The 23321-nt window shown below is 39.7% G+C and carries 24 protein-coding genes and 1 tRNA gene; 7 read left to right on the top strand and 18 right to left on the bottom strand.

Going from position 1 to position 23321, the window contains the following annotated elements; all coding sequences use genetic code 11:
- Window positions 1–89: 89 nt before the first annotated feature.
- The 9 genes from coaE to IJS99_09630 all read right to left on the bottom strand — a co-directional run bounded on the left by coaE (window position 90) and on the right by IJS99_09630 (window position 7134).
- Window positions 90–665, bottom strand: a complete 576-nt coding sequence (gene coaE / locus IJS99_09670) for a dephospho-CoA kinase (GenBank protein ID MBQ7562078.1) — start codon at window positions 663–665, stop codon at window positions 90–92.
- Window positions 628–2637, bottom strand: a complete 2010-nt coding sequence (locus tag IJS99_09665) for a UvrD-helicase domain-containing protein (GenBank protein ID MBQ7562077.1) — start codon at window positions 2635–2637, stop codon at window positions 628–630. The genes coaE and IJS99_09665 overlap by 38 nt, the downstream gene beginning before the upstream one ends.
- Entirely contained in the window at window positions 2630–2992 is a 363-nt protein-coding gene (locus IJS99_09660) for a hydrogenase maturation nickel metallochaperone HypA (GenBank protein MBQ7562076.1), read from the bottom strand. The genes IJS99_09665 and IJS99_09660 overlap by 8 nt, the downstream gene beginning before the upstream one ends.
- A gap of 3 nt (window positions 2993–2995) precedes the next feature.
- Window positions 2996–3799 carry a protein-glutamate O-methyltransferase CheR gene (locus IJS99_09655; GenBank protein MBQ7562075.1) on the bottom strand — a complete coding sequence of 268 codons (804 nt, stop codon included), beginning with the start codon at window positions 3797–3799 and terminating at the stop codon, window positions 2996–2998.
- 24 nt (window positions 3800–3823) lie between these two features.
- On the bottom strand, window positions 3824–4381 hold the full coding sequence (gene frr, locus IJS99_09650) for a ribosome recycling factor (protein ID MBQ7562074.1): 558 nt from the start codon (window positions 4379–4381) through the stop codon (window positions 3824–3826).
- A gap of 6 nt (window positions 4382–4387) precedes the next feature.
- A complete protein-coding gene (locus tag IJS99_09645) occupies window positions 4388–5101 on the bottom strand; it encodes a UMP kinase (GenBank protein ID MBQ7562073.1) in 714 nt (237 codons plus the stop codon).
- A gap of 65 nt (window positions 5102–5166) precedes the next feature.
- Window positions 5167–6039 (bottom strand): elongation factor Ts, encoded by an 873-nt coding sequence (locus IJS99_09640; GenBank protein ID MBQ7562072.1) that lies wholly within the window; start codon window positions 6037–6039, stop codon window positions 5167–5169.
- 3 nt (window positions 6040–6042) lie between these two features.
- Window positions 6043–6861 carry a 30S ribosomal protein S2 gene (gene rpsB / locus IJS99_09635; protein ID MBQ7562071.1) on the bottom strand — a complete coding sequence of 273 codons (819 nt, stop codon included), beginning with the start codon at window positions 6859–6861 and terminating at the stop codon, window positions 6043–6045.
- Window positions 6862–7061: 200 nt separating this feature from the next.
- A tRNA-Val gene (locus IJS99_09630) sits at window positions 7062–7134 on the bottom strand.
- 289 nt (window positions 7135–7423) lie between these two features.
- On the opposite strand from IJS99_09630, the gene IJS99_09625 reads away from it, so the two are divergent.
- From IJS99_09625 to IJS99_09615, 3 genes are all read left to right on the top strand, one after another.
- Entirely contained in the window at window positions 7424–8395 is a 972-nt protein-coding gene (locus IJS99_09625; protein MBQ7562070.1) for a C4-dicarboxylate TRAP transporter substrate-binding protein, read from the top strand.
- A gap of 74 nt (window positions 8396–8469) precedes the next feature.
- Window positions 8470–8952 carry a TRAP transporter small permease gene (locus IJS99_09620; GenBank protein MBQ7562069.1) on the top strand — a complete coding sequence of 161 codons (483 nt, stop codon included), beginning with the start codon at window positions 8470–8472 and terminating at the stop codon, window positions 8950–8952.
- Window positions 8953–8954: 2 nt separating this feature from the next.
- Entirely contained in the window at window positions 8955–10235 is a 1281-nt protein-coding gene (locus IJS99_09615; protein ID MBQ7562068.1) for a TRAP transporter large permease, read from the top strand.
- A 52-nt stretch (window positions 10236–10287) separates the two neighbouring features.
- Here IJS99_09615 and IJS99_09610 read toward each other — a convergent pair whose 3' ends face one another.
- The 5 genes from IJS99_09610 to IJS99_09590 form a co-directional block, all read right to left on the bottom strand.
- Entirely contained in the window at window positions 10288–11598 is a 1311-nt protein-coding gene (locus IJS99_09610) for a hypothetical protein (GenBank protein ID MBQ7562067.1), read from the bottom strand.
- A gap of 126 nt (window positions 11599–11724) precedes the next feature.
- Window positions 11725–13080 carry an MBOAT family protein gene (locus tag IJS99_09605; GenBank protein MBQ7562066.1) on the bottom strand — a complete coding sequence of 452 codons (1356 nt, stop codon included), beginning with the start codon at window positions 13078–13080 and terminating at the stop codon, window positions 11725–11727.
- 1 nt (window position 13081) lies between these two features.
- Complete coding sequence (locus IJS99_09600; GenBank protein MBQ7562065.1) at window positions 13082–14584, bottom strand: tripartite tricarboxylate transporter permease; 1503 nt, start codon at window positions 14582–14584, stop codon at window positions 13082–13084.
- Window positions 14585–15043: a tripartite tricarboxylate transporter TctB family protein gene (locus IJS99_09595; GenBank protein ID MBQ7562064.1), complete on the bottom strand. Its 459-nt coding sequence runs from the start codon at window positions 15041–15043 to the stop codon at window positions 14585–14587.
- 67 nt (window positions 15044–15110) lie between these two features.
- Window positions 15111–16049, bottom strand: coding sequence for a tripartite tricarboxylate transporter substrate binding protein (locus tag IJS99_09590; protein MBQ7562063.1), 939 nt, complete (start codon window positions 16047–16049; stop codon window positions 15111–15113).
- A gap of 182 nt (window positions 16050–16231) precedes the next feature.
- Here IJS99_09590 and IJS99_09585 point away from each other — a divergent pair, with 182 nt between their 5' ends.
- The 3 genes from IJS99_09585 to IJS99_09575 are packed head-to-tail and all read left to right on the top strand — an operon-like array spanning window position 16232 to window position 18859.
- Entirely contained in the window at window positions 16232–17077 is an 846-nt protein-coding gene (locus tag IJS99_09585; protein ID MBQ7562062.1) for a redoxin domain-containing protein, read from the top strand.
- Between the two features lie 4 nt (window positions 17078–17081).
- A complete protein-coding gene (locus IJS99_09580; GenBank protein MBQ7562061.1) occupies window positions 17082–17501 on the top strand; it encodes a hypothetical protein in 420 nt (139 codons plus the stop codon).
- A 2-nt stretch (window positions 17502–17503) separates the two neighbouring features.
- Window positions 17504–18859, top strand: a complete 1356-nt coding sequence (locus IJS99_09575) for a redoxin family protein (protein ID MBQ7562060.1) — start codon at window positions 17504–17506, stop codon at window positions 18857–18859.
- On the opposite strand, the gene IJS99_09570 is transcribed toward IJS99_09575, so the two are convergent.
- From IJS99_09570 to IJS99_09560, 3 genes are read right to left on the bottom strand one after another with little or no spacing between them, the layout of a single operon-like run.
- Window positions 18854–19720, bottom strand: a complete 867-nt coding sequence (locus tag IJS99_09570; protein ID MBQ7562059.1) for a TIGR02757 family protein — start codon at window positions 19718–19720, stop codon at window positions 18854–18856. The genes IJS99_09575 and IJS99_09570 overlap by 6 nt on opposite strands.
- Window positions 19692–20162: a ferritin gene (locus IJS99_09565; GenBank protein ID MBQ7562058.1), complete on the bottom strand. Its 471-nt coding sequence runs from the start codon at window positions 20160–20162 to the stop codon at window positions 19692–19694. The genes IJS99_09570 and IJS99_09565 overlap by 29 nt, the downstream gene beginning before the upstream one ends.
- 54 nt (window positions 20163–20216) lie before the next feature.
- On the bottom strand, window positions 20217–20582 hold the full coding sequence (locus IJS99_09560; protein ID MBQ7562057.1) for a desulfoferrodoxin: 366 nt from the start codon (window positions 20580–20582) through the stop codon (window positions 20217–20219).
- Between the two features lie 236 nt (window positions 20583–20818).
- Here IJS99_09560 and IJS99_09555 point away from each other — a divergent pair, with 236 nt between their 5' ends.
- On the top strand, window positions 20819–21871 hold the full coding sequence (locus IJS99_09555; protein MBQ7562056.1) for a hypothetical protein: 1053 nt from the start codon (window positions 20819–20821) through the stop codon (window positions 21869–21871).
- Here IJS99_09555 and radA read toward each other — a convergent pair.
- Window positions 21854–23212 (bottom strand): DNA repair protein RadA, encoded by a 1359-nt coding sequence (radA, locus tag IJS99_09550; GenBank protein MBQ7562055.1) that lies wholly within the window; start codon window positions 23210–23212, stop codon window positions 21854–21856. The two genes, IJS99_09555 and radA, sit on opposite strands and share 18 nt — an antisense overlap.
- Window positions 23213–23321 lie beyond the last annotated feature (109 nt).

Below are 23321 nucleotides of genomic sequence, written 5' to 3'. Positions count from 1 at the left end.
TGCATGTGCGTAGGATAAATTATCTAGGGCGGGCGGGTGGGAAGGATAAAAGCGTGCGCGGGGGACTCATTAATAGCCCGTTTGATAAATCAAATTATAAATTTTTCAACAAATGAATTAATTTCTCCCTGTAAATCGTCAAGTCCTTTGTTATTCATGATAATATAATCACTTTGCGAGATCTTAATACTTTCAGGGAGTAAAAATTTTCCGCGTCTCAATAATTCCTGCTCAGTCCATCCGCGATTATTAATGCACCTTGCGAGTCTGATTTTATAGTCTGCTCTCACATAAATTATTATATTAATCCATGAAGGCCGCCCGGCTTCAAATAATAATGGGATCTCAAGCACTGAATTTGTTAAATTTTTTGCTCGTTCGTATAATTCGCTCATGACTTGAGAGTGAAGCATATCATTACAAAATTTGTATTCGCTTTCATGTGTGAAAATCTGCCGTGAAATTTCTGACTTGATAATATTTCCTGATGAGTCAATAATTTTATTGCCCCAGCGTTTTATTGCGAGTGATTTAATTTCTCCGCTCTGCCATAATTCAGCGACTATTGAATCAGCGTCAAACCTTTCACAGCAAATTTTTTCAGCCAGTAATTTACTGACTGTTGATTTACCAGCCCCGATACTTCCTGTTACTGCTATAATCATTATAATTATTTCGCCTGAAAAAAGTTTGTTGTCTTACTGGAGCCTTCCCTCTGTCGTCTACTTTTTGACATGAATCGGGAATCTCAAACAAGAATCGCGAGAAACCTTTTTGCATCAATCCGCCGTAAAGCCTCCGGGACCTCGCAGCAGTCAAATATAAACGTTCTTCGGCTCGTGTCATTCCAACATAACACAATCGGCGTTCTTCTTCCATTTCGTCTTCATTATCGCGGGCGTGTGAACTTGGGAATATGTCTTCTTCCATGCCGACAAGAAATACAACGGGGAACTCTAAACCTTTTGAGGCGTGAAGGGTCAATAAACCTACTGCGCTTTCTTGATTTTCTGGCTGGGTGTCAGCGTCAGTAAATAGTGCTGCTTCTGCTAAAGTCTCGCTTAATTTGCCATTTGGAACGATAGATTTTAACTCTTTAACGTTTTCGACTCTGTCGCTCCATGAATCCGAGTCATGCTGCTTTAGATATTCTCTATAATTCATATCTTCGAGCACATAATTTACAGCCGGCCTTATTCCGTCGTCGGCAACATCAAGAATAGCGCACATATGGGACGCAAAATTTTTCATTACGTCAAGAAATGCGCCTGTAACGTTCCAAGCTCCGCCGAGAATAAGAGACCATATTTTTGCGGGGTCATCGCGTGAATCTTTCTGTGTTGAGAGCCATTCTTCAAATTCTGCGCGGCGTTTAGGACCCATTCCCTTAATTGCGAAATTTGCGACTCGGTCAAGTGCTGCACGGTCAAATGGATTCAAAGCGAGTTTCAATATAGCTAACACATCACGGACTTCCATGCGGTCATAAAATGACAGGCCTTTAATGACTCTATAGGGAATATGATTCTCTAAAAATTTCTGCTCATAAATACGGCTCATTGCGTTCTGTCTGTATAAAATCGCTATATCTTTATAGTCATAATTATATATTCTGCAAAGCCTCTCGATTTCCTGAACAATAAAATCTGCCTCCTGAAAATCATTCTGCGCTAAAAGAGTGTAAATCTTCTCCCCCTGACTTCTCGACGTGTGTAAATCCTTCTTTAATCGCGCTGTATTATTGCGTATTAGTGCATTAGACGCGTCTAAAATATTTCGTGTAGATCTGTAATTCTCATCAAGAATAATAGTTTTAGCGTCATCAAAATCGTGTTCAAAATTTAGAATCATTCTAAGTTCAGCACCGCGCCACCCATAAATTGACTGATCGGGATCTCCTACAACATTGACAATGCAGTTAGGCCCGGCCAAGTAACGAATTAATTTATACTGCGGCAAATTCACGTCTTGATATTCGTCAACTAAGAGCCATTCTATTTGCTCCTGTTCTTTGCGTCTGATTTCGGGATAACGGCTCAAAATTTGAAGCGGCAAAATCATTAAATCGTCAAAATCTACTGCGTTAAGTTCCCTGAGTCTATTTCTATAGGCATGAGCGAGTTTGTATGTATTCTCGTCAAGTTCTGACTCGTGAACTGATTCGGCCCACATCATATAATCGCGTGCTATAGAGTCCATTGCTTGAGCCGGTGTTAATTCTCCCTCCGGGAACTTCAATTCTTTTATTAATTGCTGTAAAAGTGAGCGCGAGTCATTTCTGTCAAAAACTGAAAAATTATTAGCAAGCCCGGCAATTTCTGCAGCTGCTGCCCTGTGTCTGAATAAAAATTTTACTCCGAATCCGTGAAAAGTCCCCGCGTTGATTTTGACTCCCGGTAAAAGCGAGTCTATACGTGATTTCATTTCTCCGGCGGCTTTATTCGTGAAAGTTACAGCTAAAATTTTATCGGGTTCGGTGATATTTTCAGCTACTAGCCATGCTATTTTATGAGTAAGGACTCGAGTCTTCCCGCTCCCTGCACCTGCTAACACAAGCAAAGGCCCATCAATGTATTTTACTGCCTGCTGCTGGCGTTCTGATAATTGAGATAATATTTTCTTTCCGTTGTCATTCATGATTATAAAAGTTGCTTTCTACCTCGATTGCTTCAATACCAAGCTCAAAGCCTGATAATATTTTGATATTCTCACTTCCGCAAGTGGGACAAGTAAAATTTTTTTCTTCACGGATTCCTATTCTGCCGCAAGAATTACAGCGCAAAGTTATGGGCAGCATTATAACCGATAAGATTGCGCCTTCTGCGGGTGTGTCCTTTGTGAGTCCTGCAAAGATAAACGACATTAATTCAGGATTGACGCTCCTAAGGCCGCCGACTTTTGCAATGACGCGAGTAACTTTACGCCAGCCGGTTTGATTGCAGAGACTCAGGACTACATTTTTCAGTGAATTAGTCAACGAATGCTCATACATTTTTTATTTTTTCGTGTATAAGAACGGCCCCGCTGACTCGAATCCTATTTGTTGATAGCCGTAAATCTGCTCAGTTGACCCGACCAAGAAATAACCTCCGGGAGCAAGTGCGTCAAAAAATTTCTTGTATAATTTGTCCTTAGTTGCTCCAGTGAAATAAATAACGACATTTCTACAAAGAATAATATCAAAATTTGCCCCGAATGGATCTTCAATCATGTTAAATTTTTTGAATGAGACTCTGCGCTTGATTTCGGGGTTAACGTCATAAGTTGCGCCGCCGTCCTTAGTCGTGAAATATTTTGCTAGATACTCTCTAGGGACATTCAATAATTGCGCTTTACGATAATTTGCCTTCATGGCCGTGTTAATTGCTCCCTGATCAATATCAGCTGCTAAAACCGGATTCATAGTATCGAGTCCGCATACAGCCGAGAGAATTGCGAGCGAGTAAGGCTCTTCACCTGTTGCACAGCCTGCACTCCAAAGTTTAAGGCGTTTAGTTTTGCGCTTCTGAATCAATTCGGGAATAATTTTATCTCTGAGCTTCCACCATTGAGAGTCATTCCTGAAAAATTCAGACACGTTAATTGTCAGGTGATCAAGGAATTCACGTAATTTTTTCTCGTCGCTGTTAATCATATCAAAATATTCGTCATGATTCTTGCATTTCCAGCGATTCATTAATTCGTGAGTCCTGCGGTGAATCTGATCTTTATACGAGTTCAAATCGATTCCTGTCAGACGCTTAAATTTCATCTTAAACGTTACGTAACCGGGCGTATTATACTGGGTGCTTTCGTCCATATTAAATAAATCCCCCTTCTTTAATTAATCTTCAAGTACTTCTTTTTCTTTGACCTTGTAGACCTCGTCAATTTTCTTAATATATTTGTCCGTAATATCCTGAACATCTTTAGTAAATTTCTTTAGGTCATCTTCTGTGATTTCTGAGGCCTTCTCTTGTTTCTTGAGAGTCTCTATAATATCGCGCCTGTAATTCCTGATAACGACTTTAGACTCTTCTGCTTTGCGGGCTAATAATTTCGTGAGTTCTACGCGTCTTGCTTTAGTGAGTTCGGGCAGGGTCATGCGTATAACTGTCCCGTCGCTTTGAGGAGTCATCCCGATATTTGCCGCTAAAATTGCTTTCTCGATAGCTTTTAGAGTCCCTTTGTCGAACGGGGCAACCTGAATCGACCTGCTTTCAGGAATAGTAACATTTGCGAGCTGCTTAATAGGCGTGGGATTCCCGTAATAGTCGACTTTAATATCACTGACGAGTCCGGGGTGAGCGCGTCCCGTCCTTATCGACAAATATTCACTCTGAAGAAAAGCTATAGCCTTATCCATATTTGCGCGTAGTTCTGCAAGTTCATCTACTGCCATCGTTAATTAATCCTCCTTTAAAAGTGTGCCCGTATTGACACCGTTAATTATATTATCAGCCCAGCCCGAATCATGTACATTTATGACCCAGACGGGAATTTTATTTTCTCGGCAAATTGCAAACGCTGCTGTGTCCATGACTTTAATATCGCGTGAAATTGCCTCGCTGTAAGTTAACTCGGCTATAAATTTAGCATCTGAAAATTTTTCGGGGTCTTTATCGTAAATGCCGTTAACTTTTGTGCCCTTAATCATGCAATCGAGTCCTAATTCTGAAGCTCTTAAAGCCGCCGCCGTATCAGTCGAGAAAAATGGGTGTCCTGTTCCTGCCGCAAAAATCACGACATGACCAGACGCAAGCAAATCCCGGGCTCGTTCACGATTATATAAATCAGCGATCGGGGGCATTCCTACAGCCGACAGAACTTGAGCGGGAATATTTATATTTGCAAGTGCTGCTTTTACTGCCAAAGCATTCATAACAGTGCCGAGCATTCCTATAGAGTCAACGCTGACTCTGTCAAGCCCGTAATCAAGAGCATCACGCCCGCGCAGCATGTTCCCGCCGCCTATTACAAGAGAAAGCTCAAAGCCTCCATCACGAATCTTTGCTAAATTCTCGGCGAAATCCTGAATTACCCCGAAATCTAAGCTTGAATGTTTATCGCCCGCTAATAATTCTCCTGAGAGCTTCAATAATATACGTCTGAATCTGGGCATTATCTCCGCCTCCGTAAACTTAAAAAAATACCCGGCGCAATCACTCACACCGGGCAAAAATTTTATTACTCGCCAATAGCAAAACGTGCAAAACGCTTCACTGTTAATTTTGTGCCGAGCTTTTTACCTACTTCAGCAAGCAAATCTTTAACTCTCTTGTCTGAGTCTCTAATATATTCCTGTTCAAGCAAGCAAACAGTATCGAAATATTTTCTTAACTTGCCGGGAATAATTTTCTCGATTTTGTCCGCCGGTTTGCCCTCGTCTAAAAGCTGCTGACGATAAACTGATTTCTCGCGGTCTATTACTTCTTCGGGGACATCTTCAGAGACTAAATATAACGGGTTAGCTGCTGCTATCTGCATACAAATTTCATGTCCTAACTCTGCAAATTCGGGAGTCTCAAGTTTTGATTTATCTTGTGATTCGAGTTCAAGCAAAGCACCGACTTTGTAATTACTATGAATATAACAGAATGCGCGGCCGTCAGCTACGTCAAATCTTGCAAAACGCTTTAACACGATATTCTCGCCGAGCTTGGCAATAATTCCCGTGATTAATTCATTAATTGTGCTTCCTGACTCGTGAACACTTGCAAGCAATGACTCGTTATCAGCAAATGCCTTATTGAATAAATGAGTCGTTATGCTGTTTCCGAGCCCGTTAAACTCGTCAGTCTTAGCTACAAAATCTGTCTCGCTGTTAAGTTCAATCATGACTCCGAGTTTGCCGTCGGGACTCACAATATGGAAGATTCTGCCGTCGCTTGCGTTACGTTCGGCCTTCTTAGCTGCCTTTGCTAGACCTTTTTCACGAAGATAGTCTATAGCTTTCTCCATATCGCCGTTAGTCTCTGCAAGAGCTTTTTTGCAGTCCATCATTCCCGACCCTGTGCGCTCGCGTAATTCCTTAACTTTTGCTGCTGTAATTTCTGCCATGATTTACCCCTCCATTGTCTCGTCGTCAATATTGCCCTCATAAGTATCATGGAGGCGTTCACGTTCAGCAATTAATTTTTCGTCGTCGCTCAGTGCATCCGTGCCGCTCAACTCCTGAACAGGAATAATAACAGCGTCCTCGCCCTGCCTGCCCTCGATAACAGCATTAGCCATTAAGCCGGTAATTAATTTAATTGCTCTGATAGCGTCATCATTTCCGGGAATGGGATAATCAATCATTTCGGGGTCGCAGTTTGTGTCTACAATTGATACAACAGGAATGCCTAATTTGCGGGCTTCAGCGATTGCGTTTTCTTCACGTCTGGGATCAATTAAGAAAATTGCATCGGGTACAGAAGTCATTGCAGCAATTCCGCCGAGATATTTCTCAAGTTTTAGCTGTTCTTTCTTGAGTGCTGCCGTCTCTTTTTTCGTGAATTCTTCCCAAGTGCCTTCTTCATCATATTTGCGTAATTCTAACATGCGGGAGATTCTGCGTCTGATAGTCGGGAAGTTAGTCATAAGTCCGCCCAGCCAGCGTTGATTAATATAATACTGCCCGCACCTTGTTGCTTCGTCTCTGATAGTTTCCTGAGCCTGCCTCTTAGTGCCTACAAATAAAACATGTCCGCCTGCTGCTGCTGTTTCGCGAATGAAATCATATGCGCGGTCAAGGCCTTTAACTGTCTTCTGAAGGTCAATGATATAGACTCCGTTACGTTCGGTGAAAATGTAAGGCTTCATTTTGGGATTCCAGCGGCGTGTCTGATGTCCGAAATGGACTCCGCATTCAAGCAACTGCTTCATACTTGCTACTGCCAATTTAATATTTCCTCCTAATATAAAGGTTAAAATCTGCGTCCAAATTTTAATCACGTTATTTCACATGACACCTTTAATCTAATCTGGACGTGCGAAATTTTTTGTTACTTGTTAAGTATATCACAGCGCGGGATTTCTTTTATATTTTATGAATGAATAATAATTTTTGTGAAAGTCAACGCGATATAAACATAAAAAAATGGGTGATACTGGATTTGAACCAGTGGCCTCTTCCGTGTGAAGGAAGCGCTGCTACCCCTGAGCTAATCACCCTGAATAACTAGCAAAGAATTTTATCACAAAGCCAGAAATTTTTACATGCTTATATTATAGACGTAGCGAAAATTTTTATAATATATTGACACATAATAAAGTATTTAGAATAAGAAACACGAAAATTTTATAAATCTTTTACTGGAGATAACGCACTCAAACAAAAAAATTTATTAACTCGCTATAAAGTCAAGCATTTCTGCATATACATAACAAATTTTTTTACGCTAAAATTTATTTACTCATATTACATTATAAATATTTTATTTAACAGGGAGGATTTATTATCATGAAAAAGTTTTTTGCAGTATTAACCGCGCTTGTTATGACTTTCACAATTTGTGTGGCGGGATTTGCTGAGACATTCGAGCTCAGAATCTCAACTACTCAGACAGAAACATCAATGATTTATGCGGGCTTAAAGGCTGCTGCTGACGAAATCAACGAGAAGACAAAGGGCGGCGTTAAAGTTACGATTTATCCGTCATCACAATTAGGCGGAGAAGAAGACATGATCGATCAGGCAATCGCAGGAATCGGGATCGCAGTATTAAGCGACGCTGGCAGAATGTCAAATTACGTGAAGGATATCGGAATATTCAACATGGCATATTTTGTTGATAATTATGACGCTGGTCTGAAAGTCATTAACACTGCTACATTCAAGAAATGGACTGATGAGTTAGTAAATCAGGGCTTGAGGATTCTCTGCTTTAATTACTATGACGGCGCAAGATCATTCATGCAAAACAAAGAAGTAAAGACTCCCGCAGATCTCAAAGGCGTAGTAACAAGGACTCCCAGTGCTGCACCCTATAACGCGTCAATTAAGGCAATGGGCGCGACTCCTTATAATATCGCATGGTCAGAAGTCTATAATGCTATGCAGACAAAAATGATAGACGCCTGCGAGGTTCAATATACGTCGGCTGTGTCGAGTCATATTTATGAAGTCTGCAAATACGTAGCAAAGACTGAGCATATAAATTTATTCAACTGCTTAGTATGCGGTGAGGCGTGGTTCTCGAAATTACCGGACGAATATAAGAAAATAATTCTTGAAGCATGTTACAACAACGGAGTCAAGAATGCCCGCGAGATTGAAGCAGCTCAAGCCGATTTGGAAAAAATTTTAGTAGATCACGGAATGATTATTACTAAAGTTGATAAAGACGCATTCAAGAAAGCTGCTGCCTCTGCATATGAAGAATTAGGCTGGACGAAATTGCGCGAGGACATTTACAAGGAAGCAGGACTATAATAATTTTGCGAATATTTGCGGGGAGCTCAAGAATTCCCCGCTTTTTTTGTTTGTGAGGGAGTGAATTAATTTACATGAAATATTTATATAAAAAATTTTGCGCTCTTGAAGAGTCACTTGCTTTGTTATTGCTTGCCGGGTTGACTTTGCTTGTATTTACTGCGGCATTATCACGGACATTCGGATATCCCATTAACTGGGCACAAGACGCGGCACTCGTAATGTTTGCATGGATGTGCTTTTTAGGGGGAGATATAGCAATTCGCACGACCGGATTAATCGGAGTTGATTTATTTGTAAAGATGTTCCCGAAATGGCTGCAAAAATTTTTAGATATTACATTCAAGATAATAATATTAATTTTCCTTGCTGCTCTAGTAATTTATGGCTATCAATATGCACAGGGCTATTCACGGCGAATGATTACGACGTTAAATATTTCATATGCGTGGGTTACTTCTTGCGTTCCGGTCGGAGCTTGCTTAATGTTTATTAATACCGCTATAAATCTAATAAAATCAATAAAGACTCCTTTATCAGAATGGGGGAATAAATAATAATGTCAACAGCAATAATTATATTTCTAGTTTTCTTAGTGCTGGGAATGCCTGTCGCCTTCGCAATCGGGATTTCAGGATTCGCGTTTTTCATTATGAAATCTCTGCCCATGAGTATACTTGTTCAGAAATCTATTTCTACGACTCAAAGTTTCACGATGTTAGCAATCCCCCTATTTATTCTAGCTGGCAACTTAATGAACGCTACAGGAATCACGAGGCGGTTAATGAGGCTTGCGAATGTCTTGACGGGTCATATGTACGGAAATATCGGCCAAGTTTCTTGCGTGCTTTCTACTTTGATGGGCGGAGTCTCAGGCTCGGCAGTGGCAGATGCGGCAATGGAGACAAGAATTTTAGGGCCTGAAATGCTTAGACTCGGTTATGCAAGGGGCTGGGCGGCTGCTGTAAATGGATTGTCGGGCTTGATTGTTGCGACGATTCCTCCGTCAATGGGATTAATTATTTACGGCACAGTCGGGGAGGTCTCAATCGGACGTTTATTTATGGCGGGATGGGTTCCGGGCTTGTTGATGATGACGCTTTTAATGATTGCTACGAGTTTATCAGCTAGAAGACTCGGCTACAAACCTGAACACGATAAGCCCGCTTCATTACGAGAAATTTTGCGTGAAGTAGTTGCGTCAATATGGGCGTTGTTATTTCCTGTTTTGCTAATAGTCTTGATTAGATTCGGCATAATGAGTCCGTCTGAGTCCGGTGCGTTTGCTTGTGCATATGCTATTTTTGTCGGGACTGTTATATATCGTGAACTCACTTGGCCGGTTTTGATTCAGACGCTGAAAGATTCCGTTAAAGATATTACAGTGATTACTATTATATTATGTTTTTCCGGAGTTTTCGGCTATGGAATAGTATTCGATAATTTGACAACGACAATTGCGTCGGCTCTCGTGTCAGTTACAAATAATTCTACGCTGCTATTATTCTTAGTCGTGTTATTCTTGCTTTTATGCGGGTGCTTTATGGAGACGACTGTAATAGCTTTGATTTTAACGCCGATTTTATTGCCTGTCATGCAAAGAGTCGGAGTCGATCCTGTTGTGTTCGGCATGATTATGATGACTACTGTAACATTTGGAGTAATGACTCCTCCGGTCGGGACGGGTTTATATGCAGTGAGCGACATAATGGGCTGTTCGATTCAGGAGACATTCAGATATGGAATAGCGTTTTATTTGGCCGTGATCTTAGTAGTAGCATTCATGATATTTTTTCCTGAAACTGTGCTGTGGCTGCCTAATTTAGTTTACGGTGCGTGAAAATAAATAAATCCCCGAATTCAGAGCGAGTCCGAGTCGGGGAGAAATTTTATTATCTGAAATCAAAAAGTTTGTTGTTCTTATATATAGATGATATTCCCGGTTGAGTTGTATAATACGTAATAATGACCATGTCAGGGCGTTCGGATTTGATAATGCTTTTCACACTGCCTGTAAAATAGCGTAAATCTATCTCGCATAATTGTTTTACACCAAGCGCAAAAAACGGATTAAATACAGTTCCAAATGAATCAGTTATCACTAAAATTTTTTTATCGCACGATGTCAAATAATTTGTAACTCGTGTGAACGCACCTTGTCCATGATTATAAATGCTGTATGGATTCGATACATAATAATTATAATTTCGTTTTCGTAGTGATCTATCGTTGTAAGTTATGTTAAAATCGCCGCTCTTGTTTATTAGCAAATTTGGTATCTCGAAATGAATCAGCGTATCAAATTTCGGATATATCATCGAGAAATCTTCGGGCTTGTCTTGCAGTAAAGTTACTTTTACTCCTTGAGAGCCGAACATTCTATCTTTATAAATGACTATATCAAAATTTTCAGGATTCAAGATTTCAGGAGTAACAGGCCAGTTATAATTATTGCGTAAAAATTTTAGAATTTCACGAGCTGCCCAGAGTCCCGTTTCAGGCTTCCAATGATGATCAGTCCGGAAAAATGCCTCATGATGATTCAGGCCGCTTTCATGCAAATTTTTTCGTAAATCACAATATTTCACGCCGAAATCTTTTAGCATGTTCAAAAATTTATCAGTGTTTTGGTTACAGTAATCAAGAATTCCCGACACGTCTTTATCTTGTGAGACGCATATTTTATTAGGCAAGTTAATATATAAAAATTTTATATCTAGTGACTCGCAGAAATTTGCAAGTTCTAATGTTGAGAGGGCATCTCCTGTTACATCACGGCTCGGAGTAAATACCGTTAAATATCCATCGCTGAGTCTTACTACAGGGTTATAATCTCCCATGTAAGCAATATCCCATTTTATAAATTTTTCGTATCTTTTAGCGTTCTCGATAATGCCGCTGTAAAAAATAAGTTTTTTGCTAGTATGCTCATCGATTCTCGCTTTGAGATAATTATAAATCCGCCGTAATACCCCCCCCCCTTGCGTAAATTGCGTAATTTGTGCAGATTCAGAGTCAAAATCAGACTCAGACTCAAATGGGTATAATTTTGTCCAGTCGATTTCAATGGACGGCAGCGAATCTTCAGGATCCTTCATTTTATCGAGTCCTCTTCTTCCAAGCTGAAAAAATACTAAACTCAGAAATAAAACTAGCAGACATATAAATATACACGATAAAAATTTTTCAGGCCTTAACTTCATAATATGCTCCTTTCTTACTTAAAAATATTATTTCCGCTTCCTGATATAAGATTCCCCGTGAAATATCGCAAATCTATTTCAAGAATATATACAGAAAATTTTTGTGCCTTCATGATGATTAACTCACTAGAAATTAAAATATATAAACGGGTTATAACTTGAGCTTACTATTTCGCAAATCGAGACAATCAGCACTAACACAAGCCATATAGACTCCGGCCAAGTCCTGCGAAATTTATTCACAAACGGAAATATCCCCGCTAATCCAGCAAGCAAGACTACCCACGAGCCTTTTACGTAAACAAGAAAGCCCGAGTCGCAAAATTTATTTGAATTCAAGCCGAACATTGACGCAATATAATTTAATCCTGATGAGATACTTTCAGACCGGAATATAACCCACGCAAGAATCACTATTAAAAGCGTATATACATGGGAGAAAATTTTTAGACGCTTAATTATGGCCGTCTCTTTCTCAAGAATTAATACAGCAAAATATATTAATCCCCATAAAATAAATGTCCAGTTAGCTCCGTGCCAAATTCCAGTCAAGAGCCAGACCGTAAAAATATTCAAGATATGCCGCGCTTTATTGACTCGGCTGCCTCCTAAGGGTATATAAACGTAATCCCTAAACCATGTCGACAACGAAATATGCCACCTGTGCCAAAATTCTGTTATGCTTCCTGAAATATACGGGTAATTAAAATTTTCGCTGAAATGAAATCCAAACATTAAGCCCAGCCCTATGGCCATATCACTATAACCGGAAAAATCAAAATATATCTGCAGAGTGTAAGCAGCCGCTCCCAGCCATGACATCATAACAGAGGGATTATTTATATAGCCGAAAATATTATCAGCTATTACAGCAAGAAAATTAGCAAGTAAAATCTTTTTGCCCAGTCCGTAAATAAATCGCCTCACTCCTTCTGAGAAGTCATCAAAATTTTCATGACGATTTGTGATTTCAGCTTCAATCTGATTATAACGAACTATAGGGCCGGCTATTAACTGCGGGAAGAATGCTATATATAATGCCACGTATAAAGGATTCTTTTGCGGACTTGACTTCCCATAATAGACATCAAAAACGTATGACATCATTTGAAACGTAAAAAATGAAATCCCGATGGGCAGCGCAATATTTACCCGAATCGCATTATAACCTGTTAGAGCTGCGATATTTTGTGTAATAAATGACGCGTATTTGAACACTCCCAGCAAAATAATATCAAGCAATATAGCACAAACTAGCCAAAATTTTTTATGTGAATTACTTGACATGATAAGCACTAAATAATAATTCGCAAATATAGCAGCAAGCATTATAAATATAAATACTGGCTCACCCCATGCATAAAATAATAAGCTCGCTGCCAGCAAAATATAATTCCGGGCTGTCCTGCCCTTCAGCGCATAATAAATCACGAGAAGGACAGGCAAGAATACAAACAAGAATACTCCCGACGAGAAGACCATTTTACTCCTCACTGACTCCCTTCGACATTTTATCCATTAAGACCGGCGATAATATACCGAGTACGCACAAAATTATTAACACCCAGCAGACTGGAGTCGAGAATAAAATTTTAGGGTCGCCCCCTGATAACAACAAAGAACGCCGCAGACCTTTTTCACCGATCGGACCGAGTATTAAAGCTAAGACTATTGCGGCATTATTAAGCCCGAATTTACGAGCAAGCCAGCCTATTACACCGAATATTAGCATAATAACAACGTCGACAAAATTTTGATGTATAGCAAATGAGCCGACTACACATAAAATCGTTACAGAAGGAATTAATATAGCGTCGCTCAATCTAGCAATATGGGCAAATCCCCGGCAGCCTAATAAGCCGATTCCCAGCATAAAAAATTGAATCAACACAAAGCCCGCAAAAAATGTATATGTCATCTTCGCAGTCTCACCGACAAATAAATTAGGTCCGGGAGTCAATCCCTGAATTATCAAGCCGCCCATTAACACAGCTGTAACACTTTCTCCGGGAATTCCCAGAGTCAACATGGGAATCAGTGAACCGCCTGTAACTGCATTATTTGCCGCCTCACTGCCCGCGACTCCTTCATATGAACCGTGCCCGAATAATTCTTTATGTTTCGAGAACTGCCGAGCCGTGTTATATCCCATGAAACAAGCTATTGAGGCTCCTGCACCCGGCAAAATTCCGACAAGATTCCCGATTATCCATGAACGCCCGATCGTCGGCGCAATTTCTCGTAATTCTGACTTTGTGAGCAGCATTCTATCATGAAATTCTGTAGCCCTCGCACGTTCCTTGATTTTTGCCTCAGCTAAGACTAAAGCCTGACTCATTGAGAATAGGCCGATTAATGCGCAAGTTACGTTAATCCCTTCATATAATGACGCTTGGCCGAACATGAATCTTTTGACTCCTTGCATGGGATCCATTCCGATTGTTGAGAGCAAGAGTCCGAGCGCACCGCTCATTAAGCCCTTGACCATTGATTTAGAAGAGACTCCGGCAATTATAGTTAATCCAAATATAGACAGCCAGAAATATTCAGGAGATCCGAATTTCATAGCGAGCTGGCCAAGTAAAGGAGCAAAGAAATACAGTGATATACAAGAAAGCAGCCCGCCGAAAAATGACGCAATGCAGGCCGTCCCGAGTGCCTTCCCCGCTTGACCCTTCAGAGTCATTTGATAGCCTTCTATTGCAGTCGCCGCGCTCGCAGGAGTCCCCGGTGTGTGTATTAAAATCGCAGAAATTGACCCGCCGAATATTGCCCCGCAGTAAATCGCCCCTAACATAATCATTCCCGTTGATGCTTCCATTGAGAATGTCATAGGCAGTAACAAAGCGACTCCCATTGCTGCAGATAAACCGGGAAGACAGCCGATTATTATTCCGATTGTAACGCCCGCAGTCATTGCTAAGAGATTCACGGGTAAAAACGCGTGCATAAATCCCCCGGCCATTAATGATAAAGTCTCACTCATTTACAGCACCTCCCACGAATCAAATAATGTTCCCGCAGGTAATCTGACTTCAAGAAATAAAGTAAACGCGCAATAAACTAAAGCAATTATAACTATTTCAGCAAGTAAGATCTGCCAGAGTTTAACCCGCAAAAATAAAAGTGCCGCGCTCATGAATAATATACTAGAGACATAAAAGCCGGCATATGGCATTATGACTAAATAAATTATGATCAACGCGAATATTATAAAAAATTGTCCGGGTATAAAATTTTTGAAATCTTCAAGCCCGCTAGTTACTCCCTCACGAATTGTCCCGCGAATCATGTTTATAACGTGCAGACTCGTTAAAGCAGCAAGCAAGACAATTATACATAACGGATAAATTTGTGCGGCCTTAGGTAAATTCAGAGTCATATACAGGAAAAACGCGCATATAGCATACATTGCAAGACACACGCCTATATCTGTTTTCTTCATATTAATAATGCCTCCCTATAAAATTAAAGCCTGAGACACACGCCTCAGGCACTGCATAAAATCTTGATTACTCCCAGAGTTTAGCGACTTCATTTGTGCAGAATTCATATTGTTGATTAATTAATTTTGCTGTATCTTCTGCGTTCATGTAAAGAGTCGTTACTCCGGCTTTCTTGGCTGCTGCGATGTATTCGGGATTCTCCATTGCTTTCTTGAATGCCTCTTCATAGAATGCTATAACTTCAGGCTTTGTCCCCTTAGGTGCTACAATTGCGCGCGCGCTCCCGTACCATTTATTATAGAGTCCCATTTCTCCCAGTGTAGGAGCATCGGGGAAGCTAGACATCCTTTTTTCAGCAAAGACTCCTAATACTTTAACTTCGCTCAACATTGAAGCAATATCGGCCTCTTTTGCTACGGAAAAATCGACTTCTCCCTGTCTGAGTGCTAATAACTGATCTGCAGTCCCGCCGTAGGGTATGGCCATATAAGTGAATCCTGCTGATTTTGCGAGTAACTCCGCGCCGATGTGATTGCTTGCTTTGTTGCCATTTGTTGAGGCTTTGAGCTTTCCGGGATTCTCTTTTGCGTACTTAATTAACTCTTCAAGCGAATTAAACGGGCAATTTTTAGCGACTAATACAATAGCAGTCTCGTTTACGTGATTGCAGATAGGCACAAAATCATCAATCTTGTAATCGCCTAACTGTTCGACAATGTTTGAGCATAAAGTCGGAAGATTCACGAATCCCAGTGTGTAACCGTCGGGGCGGGCTTGTGATAAAGCAGTCCAACCGATGGAGCCTGAACCGCCTTCAAGATTTTGAATGACAAGAGTTTTGCCGACTGTCTCATTTGCAAATTTTGAGAGTACCCGCGCTGTGTTGTCAGTTCCTGAACCGGCCTTATATGCTACAATGACTGTAACATTTTTTGACGGAGTCCAAGCAAAGGCACTTGACGCAATAAGCACTATAGCAAGAACTAGCAAAAAAAATTTTTTCATGTAAAATATACCTCCTGAATAAAATAAATTAATTGCTGAAATTATAGACTCGCGGAAAATTATCAACAAGGCAATTATTACAGAATAAGCAAAAATTTGTATTCCCGTGCTGAAAACTTGTAAAAATAAAAATTTATTATTATCATGTCGCTTATATTATTTATAGGAGGCACTATAATATCATGAAAAAAATATTTATACTTTCATTGATTATGTCTGTGTTATGCTGCTCGACTTCATTTGCGGGTGTAAATAATGCTATGTTCTTCCAGCTGGCCGAGGCAGATTCTGCAGCAGTCGGGAAGATTATCAGCTTTCAGGGTGAAACTTTAGACGGCGAGACTTTAACGAGTCAGCAGCTTTTTGCGGCAAATAAAATCACAATGGTAAATCTCTGGGGTACATGGTGCCCGTTCTGCGTTGATGAGCTTGACGACCTTGCACAGCTTCACTACAGATTACAGGAGAAAGGCTGCGGAATTATAGGCGTTGAAGTCGAGGGCGATAATTTTTCACGGGACGATGCAAAATCTTTATTACAAGATAAGGGCGTTACTTATCCAAGTGTCTTAGTAGATACAGAATCAGCCGAATTCTTTAAATTTGTTGACGCTTACCCGACGACTTTTTTTGTTGACAGCAGAGGGCGAATCTTAACGACTCCGATCGAGGGCGCAGCAGTTGACGAATATGAGCCTACACTTGATAATTTGCTTGCTAAATTTGGATTTACGCCTAATTCAAATATAATTCTTGCTATGGATAATAGTAATAATAATTTATACAGGGTTTACGTCAAAGATTCAGAAGGTCAGCCCGTTAAAAATGTTATGCTTCAATTTTGCGATGATAAATCCTGCGATCTTGAGAAGACTGACGAGAACGGACTCGCTGAATTTGACAACGCAAAAGAGGGCAAAATTTACGATATTCACGTCCTGAAAGTCCCCGCAGGCTATAAACCTGATAAGAATACTTATAAGACTACGGAAAAATACGGCGATATAGTTATAACTCTCACGAAATAATTTAATGCTCAAGAGAATTTATTTATTTGCTGAGTCTGCACTGGCTGTAATTATTACGATTTGGCTGGCAGACTCTTTTATTGAAATTTATCGGGCGGGTTCTGAAATAAAGTTATCGAATCCGTTAGAATCTATATATACTCGTGAAATAATTGCAGGAAAATTTTATAGTATTATGCCTGTATTAATTATATTTGCGATTATGACTCTTTGCGGGCTTATACTCGGAGTCAAAACAAGTTCACGCGCAAAACTTGAGAATAATTTTATACGAGTCAAGCCTCATGAATCACACAAAAATTTGCAGGTCATAATAATTATTACAGCAATTATATTAATTATTTCAGGAATCATTAACGGCAGTGCGCGGGATGTATTATATAAAGCTATAAATATTTGCACTGAGTGTATAGGACTGGGCTAATTATGAGTATGAGACGGAAAATTATTCAACTTTACAGCGCGTTATTATTCAATGCTCATTTACGGGGATTTATTGACGGCGAAATTTATCGGGGTAATATAAAATTTGCGTGCGTTCCCGGGTTAAACTGCTATTCTTGTCCCGGTGCTGTTGGAGCTTGTCCCTTAGGAGCTTTACAGAATGCGCTAGGCTCAATAAATCACAAAATAGGCTGGTATATACTGGGAATAATTGCGCTTTACGGTGTAATACTTGGCCGGAGTATATGCGGGTGGCTTTGTCCGATCGGATTGATTCAAGAATTGCTGCATAAGATTCCGACTTATAAAATTTATAAATCAAGATTTACGCGTTTACTCTCATATTTAAAATATATAATTCTAGCTGGACTCGTTATAATAATGCCGTTATTTTATGCGATTTATCATGATATGCCGCTGCCCGGTTTCTGCAAATATATTTGTCCGGCGGGTACACTGGGAGCTGTGAGTCTTCTATCTAATCCTGTGAATGATAATTTATTCAATATGCTGGGAATATTTTTCACGAGTAAATTTATAATCATGATAATTCTTGCGCTGGCGTGTATATTTTGCTACAGAACTTTTTGCAGGTTTATATGTCCACTGGGTGCGCTTTATGGACTGTTTAACAAATTTAATATAATCGGCGTGAAAGTAAATAATTCATGCGTTAATTGCGGGGCTTGCGTGAAATTTTGCAAAATGGACGTTCGTTTTGCCGGTGATCATGAGTGCATCAACTGCGGAGAATGTGCTAAAATCTGCCCTCAGAAAGCAATATCTTTTAAGTTCGGGAATTATGAATCCGGAAAATATTTTAATCGCTTATTATGGGTTATTGCGTTGATTATATTATGCGCGAGTCTCGTTTACTTTAATACGCAAAAAATTAATAATAATATTTCACTCGGTCATGAGGTCGGGCAGAAACTAGAGAATTTCACTATAAAATGTCTTGACGGAAGCGAATTTAATTTATCTGACAATCTCGGCAAAGTAATAATTATAAATTTATGGGCCACTTACTGCGCGCCTTGTGTTAAAGAATTGCCGTATTTTGACGCACTTTATCGCGATCACAAAGAAAATATTATAGTTCTTGCTGTTCACTCATCACTAATAACTGACGACCCGGCGGAGTTTCTCGCAAAAAAGGATTTCGCTATAAAATTTGCAGTTGACTCAGAAAATAATTTAATTTGGCAAATAGTAGGAGGCTCTTCAACACTGCCGCAAACTGTGATAATAAATCATAACGGCGAAATTATTTATAACAAAGTCGGTTCAATAACTCCTGAAATATTATCAGCTTTATACGAGAAGGCGAATTTATAATAAATTATCTCGATTGAGTCCGGCTCTGATTCCGAAACGAGTCAAGACAAAATCATATTTTGCGGGGTCATCGGGGCAAATTTTCTTGAAACCTTCTGTAATTTCCTGCGCTGTCTTCAAATCTGCCTGTTTTCTTGTCGTGAATCCTAATTTGCGCGAGATATTATACATGTGTGTATCAGTAGGAACTATTAAATCACGAGGCTTTATAACTTCCCAGCCCCCCGGGTCAACGTCATCACACCTGACTAGCCACTTAAGAAATAAAAATAGTCTTTTACACGCGCTGCCGTCTTTAGGTGAAGTAACTAGAGAAAACGCGCCCTCTTTCTTGTTTTGTGAGAGTCTGCCCGAAAAAATATCAAGTGCCGGGAATAAATTATAATTTGAATCTTTCAGACATTCACGCAAAAAATTTTCAAGCGAGTCATATTGCTTTATGATATTTGCGATATTATTCAATAAATTATTAATATCTTCTGAAGTCGTGAATCTGTGCTTAAATGAGTCAGGGACTATATTATAAATTTTATTATCAAGTAAAAATTTTCGGGGCGATTCAGTGAGGCAGGACAAAATTTTATCTACACTTTTCATAATTTGAGCGACCCGCCCATAAGCAAGCGACGACGCTATAAGCCCTACAATTTCTAAATCGCGGACATCTTTATAATTATAGAGAAAATATAACGGGTCAGGATTAATTAATTCCCTGCGTGCATAGACATAATATAAACCTTCAAGAAAAGCCCTTAAATCTTCAGTGTTGAGCATGATAATTATTATTAAAACAGGGAAGCAATTTTTGTTACTCCCCTGAAAAATTTTCGCATTAACGTGCAGATAATTCGCGGTCAACAAGATAAATGCTGTGCTTGTCCCCGCCTAAGAACTCAATTTTATTAACTATGCTGCTTGTGTTGTCTTCTTCTTCCATTTGCTCGTCGACGAACCATTTAAGCATTGACTGAGTCGCATAATCTTTTTCTGAGACGGCCAAGTCCACGAGTTTATAAATTCTTGACGTTACATATTGTTCATGATTATATGAAGTCTTGAAGGCTTCCAGCGCGTCAGTATATGACTCTTTAGGTTTTGCGATTTCAGGAATAATTACACGTTCGCCGCGCTCATAAAGATAATTCATGAATTTTTCTGCGTGTTCGATTTCTTCTTTGTACTGTTTTCGCATCCAATGAGCCATACCAGACAGCCCGCAATCCTCAAAATATGCCGACATAGCCAAATAAATATAAGCCGAGTCAAATTCTGCCTTTATCTGCTCGTTAATAGCGTCTCTCATTGCCTGAGAAATTTTCAAAGTTAATGACCTCTTTCTGACTTTATTGCTAAAAAATTAGGCGTTTGCCTTCCAAAGTCCGTGCTTATTGCAATATTCGCGCATAATTACACCTGGTTTTGCGCAGCAGAATTCAGCGGCCGGCTCTTCTCCGGGCTTCAAGAAACATCTTGCGACTCTATCACCTGAAATTATCTCGACCCACTCAATATAATGATCTTCCTGCATAGGGTGAGCGACACTGCCGACTTTTACTTTCTTGTCATCAAGAACTGGGACGTGTTTTTCCTGAGCTGCGTCTGTTGTATTCTCGCTTAAAAGTTTCATGGGTTCGCCGCAGCATGAAAGAGTCCCCCCGCCGACATGCATGACTTCAACGATATTGCCGCACTTAGCACACTTAAAGACGTTAAATTTTTCCATTGTAGAATTACCCCCCGTAAAAATTTTTTTGCTAGAATTATAATAAATTTTTTGCGGAAAATTAAACACGAAGGAATTACGCAATTATATAAATTTTTTGTGATGAAATTTGCGATTATCACGAAATAAGCAAGTTTTATGTATATGAGGCGATAAATTTTTGCAGCTGTCTTGAATAATAAATAATTATGAGTGCTATACAATAAATAAATTTATAAAGGAGATTCGCAGCTATCATGAATAATAAATCAAGAGCCTTTATCTTGACGGAAATTTTAACGGGAATGATGTTACAGGCAGGTTTTATTATAATTTTATGCGGGGCGTTCTATATGACGATAAATTTTTATACAAGAACGACTAAAATTTTAGCAGCTCGTGAAAAGGGTCAGCGTGTTATTTCATTTCTTGACGAGAAAGTAAGACATGCAGGGCTTGGCCTTTGGAGGTGCAGCAATTCGTCAAATATCCGCAGCTTAATGAATCAAGTTACTGGCTTGCAAGATCTTGAAAATTTGCCGGTTTCTATTAATAAATTCAATAATATTACATTAAGTAATTGGGCTTCAACATTCACAGACAGTGCAAAAGCTGATAAAGTCGGCGATATTATTAGCGGGAATATATTAACTCTGCTTTATACTGAAAAAGTTAGAAGTAAAATTATCGCTATTAATACGAAAAAATATTTACCCGGCAAATTAGAGAAGAGTCAAAATAATGAATTCTACTTTGTTACAACTAATAACTCAAAAAAATATTATATAGACGAATTTAATGAACTAGGAACAGCAAACGATATAAATTCATGGGCTGTTACTCCTACTGCCGGGGTGCCTTTATTGCTTAAAGAAGGTACTTCAAGAGATGTAAATATTTCGACAAATATAGATATTGCTGTGATGTCAATCGATATTGCCTCAGGTGCTGAACTCTTTAAACTCAAATGTGAAAGATTCTTTGTTGAGAATGATGACAATTTAGGAACTGGCAGAAATTTCGCATATTTTGAATTTAGAAATACATGGGATCGCAATACAAGCAACAAAAAAAATAACTATGAGCCGGGAATACTTGAAATATATTGCGAACTAGACACGGGGAATAATATATTAAATTTTTACGTCTTAGCCAGCGGAGGTTATGACTCGTCAATCAATCACGAAAAGCCGGACTCTTGGCCTTATAATGCGAACTGGGAAGAAGATTACAGACATCATTATGTTTATGTCTCGCGTAAATCATGGAAGTTAAATAATATTTCTTGGGCTTCAACGGGATGGAATTAATAGACCTGCTAAAGCCTCATCAATGTGTGAGACTCGAATTAATTTAATGCCTGTGAATTTAATTTTTTCGCGTGAACTCACTACAGCAGCATGAAATCCGAGTCTCGCAGCCTCCTTCAGTCTTAATTCAATTCTTGTAACTGGCCGAATTTCTCCCGCGAGTCCCACTTCTCCGAGCCAGCATGTTCCCGCCTGAAGAGAGACATTTTTTAATGCCGACGCTATAGCAGCACACGCCGGTAAATCAGCCGAGGGATCTTGTAACGTGAATCCTCCAGCAACGTTTATATATAAATCATGAGCATTCACGGCAATATTACAGCGTCTCTCTATTACTGCTGTCAAAAGCTGGAATCTATTTAATTCGATCCCTCGTGAAGTTCGCCGCGGATATGGGAATACAGTACGAGCCGCCAAAGTTTGAATCTCTGCAGCAAGGGGCGTATTTCCTTCAAGTGCTATAGTCATCGCTACACCGGGGACTGCTGAGTCGTCGCGATTCCAGTAAAGCCCGCTTTTATCTTTAACAGGTATTAGGCCGTCCTCTCTCATCTCAAATATTCCGAGTTCGTCGGTGCTTCCATAACGATTTTTAACGGCTCTAAGCATTCTATATGACGAATAACCTTCACCGGAAAAATTTAATACTGTGTCGACCATGTGCTCCAACATCATAGGGCCCGCGATTTTGCCGTCTTTAGTGATATGTCCGATTAATACAGCGGGGATATTTTTTTCACGAGCCGAGTCTATAACTCTTTGAGCTACTCCCCTTACTTGTGTTACTGTACCCGGCCAGCCCGAATCATTATTTATGCTCATTGCCTGAACGCTGTCAAGCACGAAAAACGCAAAATTATTATCACTAAGATTATTTAACGCGTCTTCTAAGTCCGAACCTGAATATAAATATAAATTTTCTGATTCAGTATTGAGCCTCTTAGCACGCAAAGCAACTTGAGCATCTGACTCCTCACCTGAAATATATAAAACTGGACGGTTATAATTTTTTGCGACACTCCCGGCCGCCTGAAGTAATAGCGTAGATTTGCCTATACCGGGTTGACCTCCGATTAAAGCTACTCCGCCCGGAACGAGTCCTCCGCCTAAGACTCGATCAAGTTCGTCAATTCCCGTTAAGATTCTTTCAGGAGCTTTTACTTCGAGTGCGTTAATTATTTTGACGTTGCGGGAATTTATGCGTGTATTGCTGCTAGTTTTAGACTCCTGCACTGCCTCAAGAGTCCCCCATGAATTACAGGCCGGACATTTGCCCGTTTTCGTTGTTGTTACATGCCCGCATTCTGAACAAATATATTTTGTGATTTGTAAATTAGCCATGTGAATATTATAACAAGAAATAAAAAATTTCTCCCACCCAGCCCGCCCGAATGAGATTATGACACGATATATTTATTTAAGACGGGAATATGATTCAGGCTTCCTGATA

The sequence above is a fragment of the Synergistaceae bacterium genome, assembly GCA_017444345.1.
Lineage (GTDB): Bacteria > Synergistota > Synergistia > Synergistales > Aminobacteriaceae > JAFUXM01.
The sequence above is the reverse complement of the archived record's forward strand: the minus strand, read 5'-3'. Positions and strand labels throughout refer to the sequence as shown.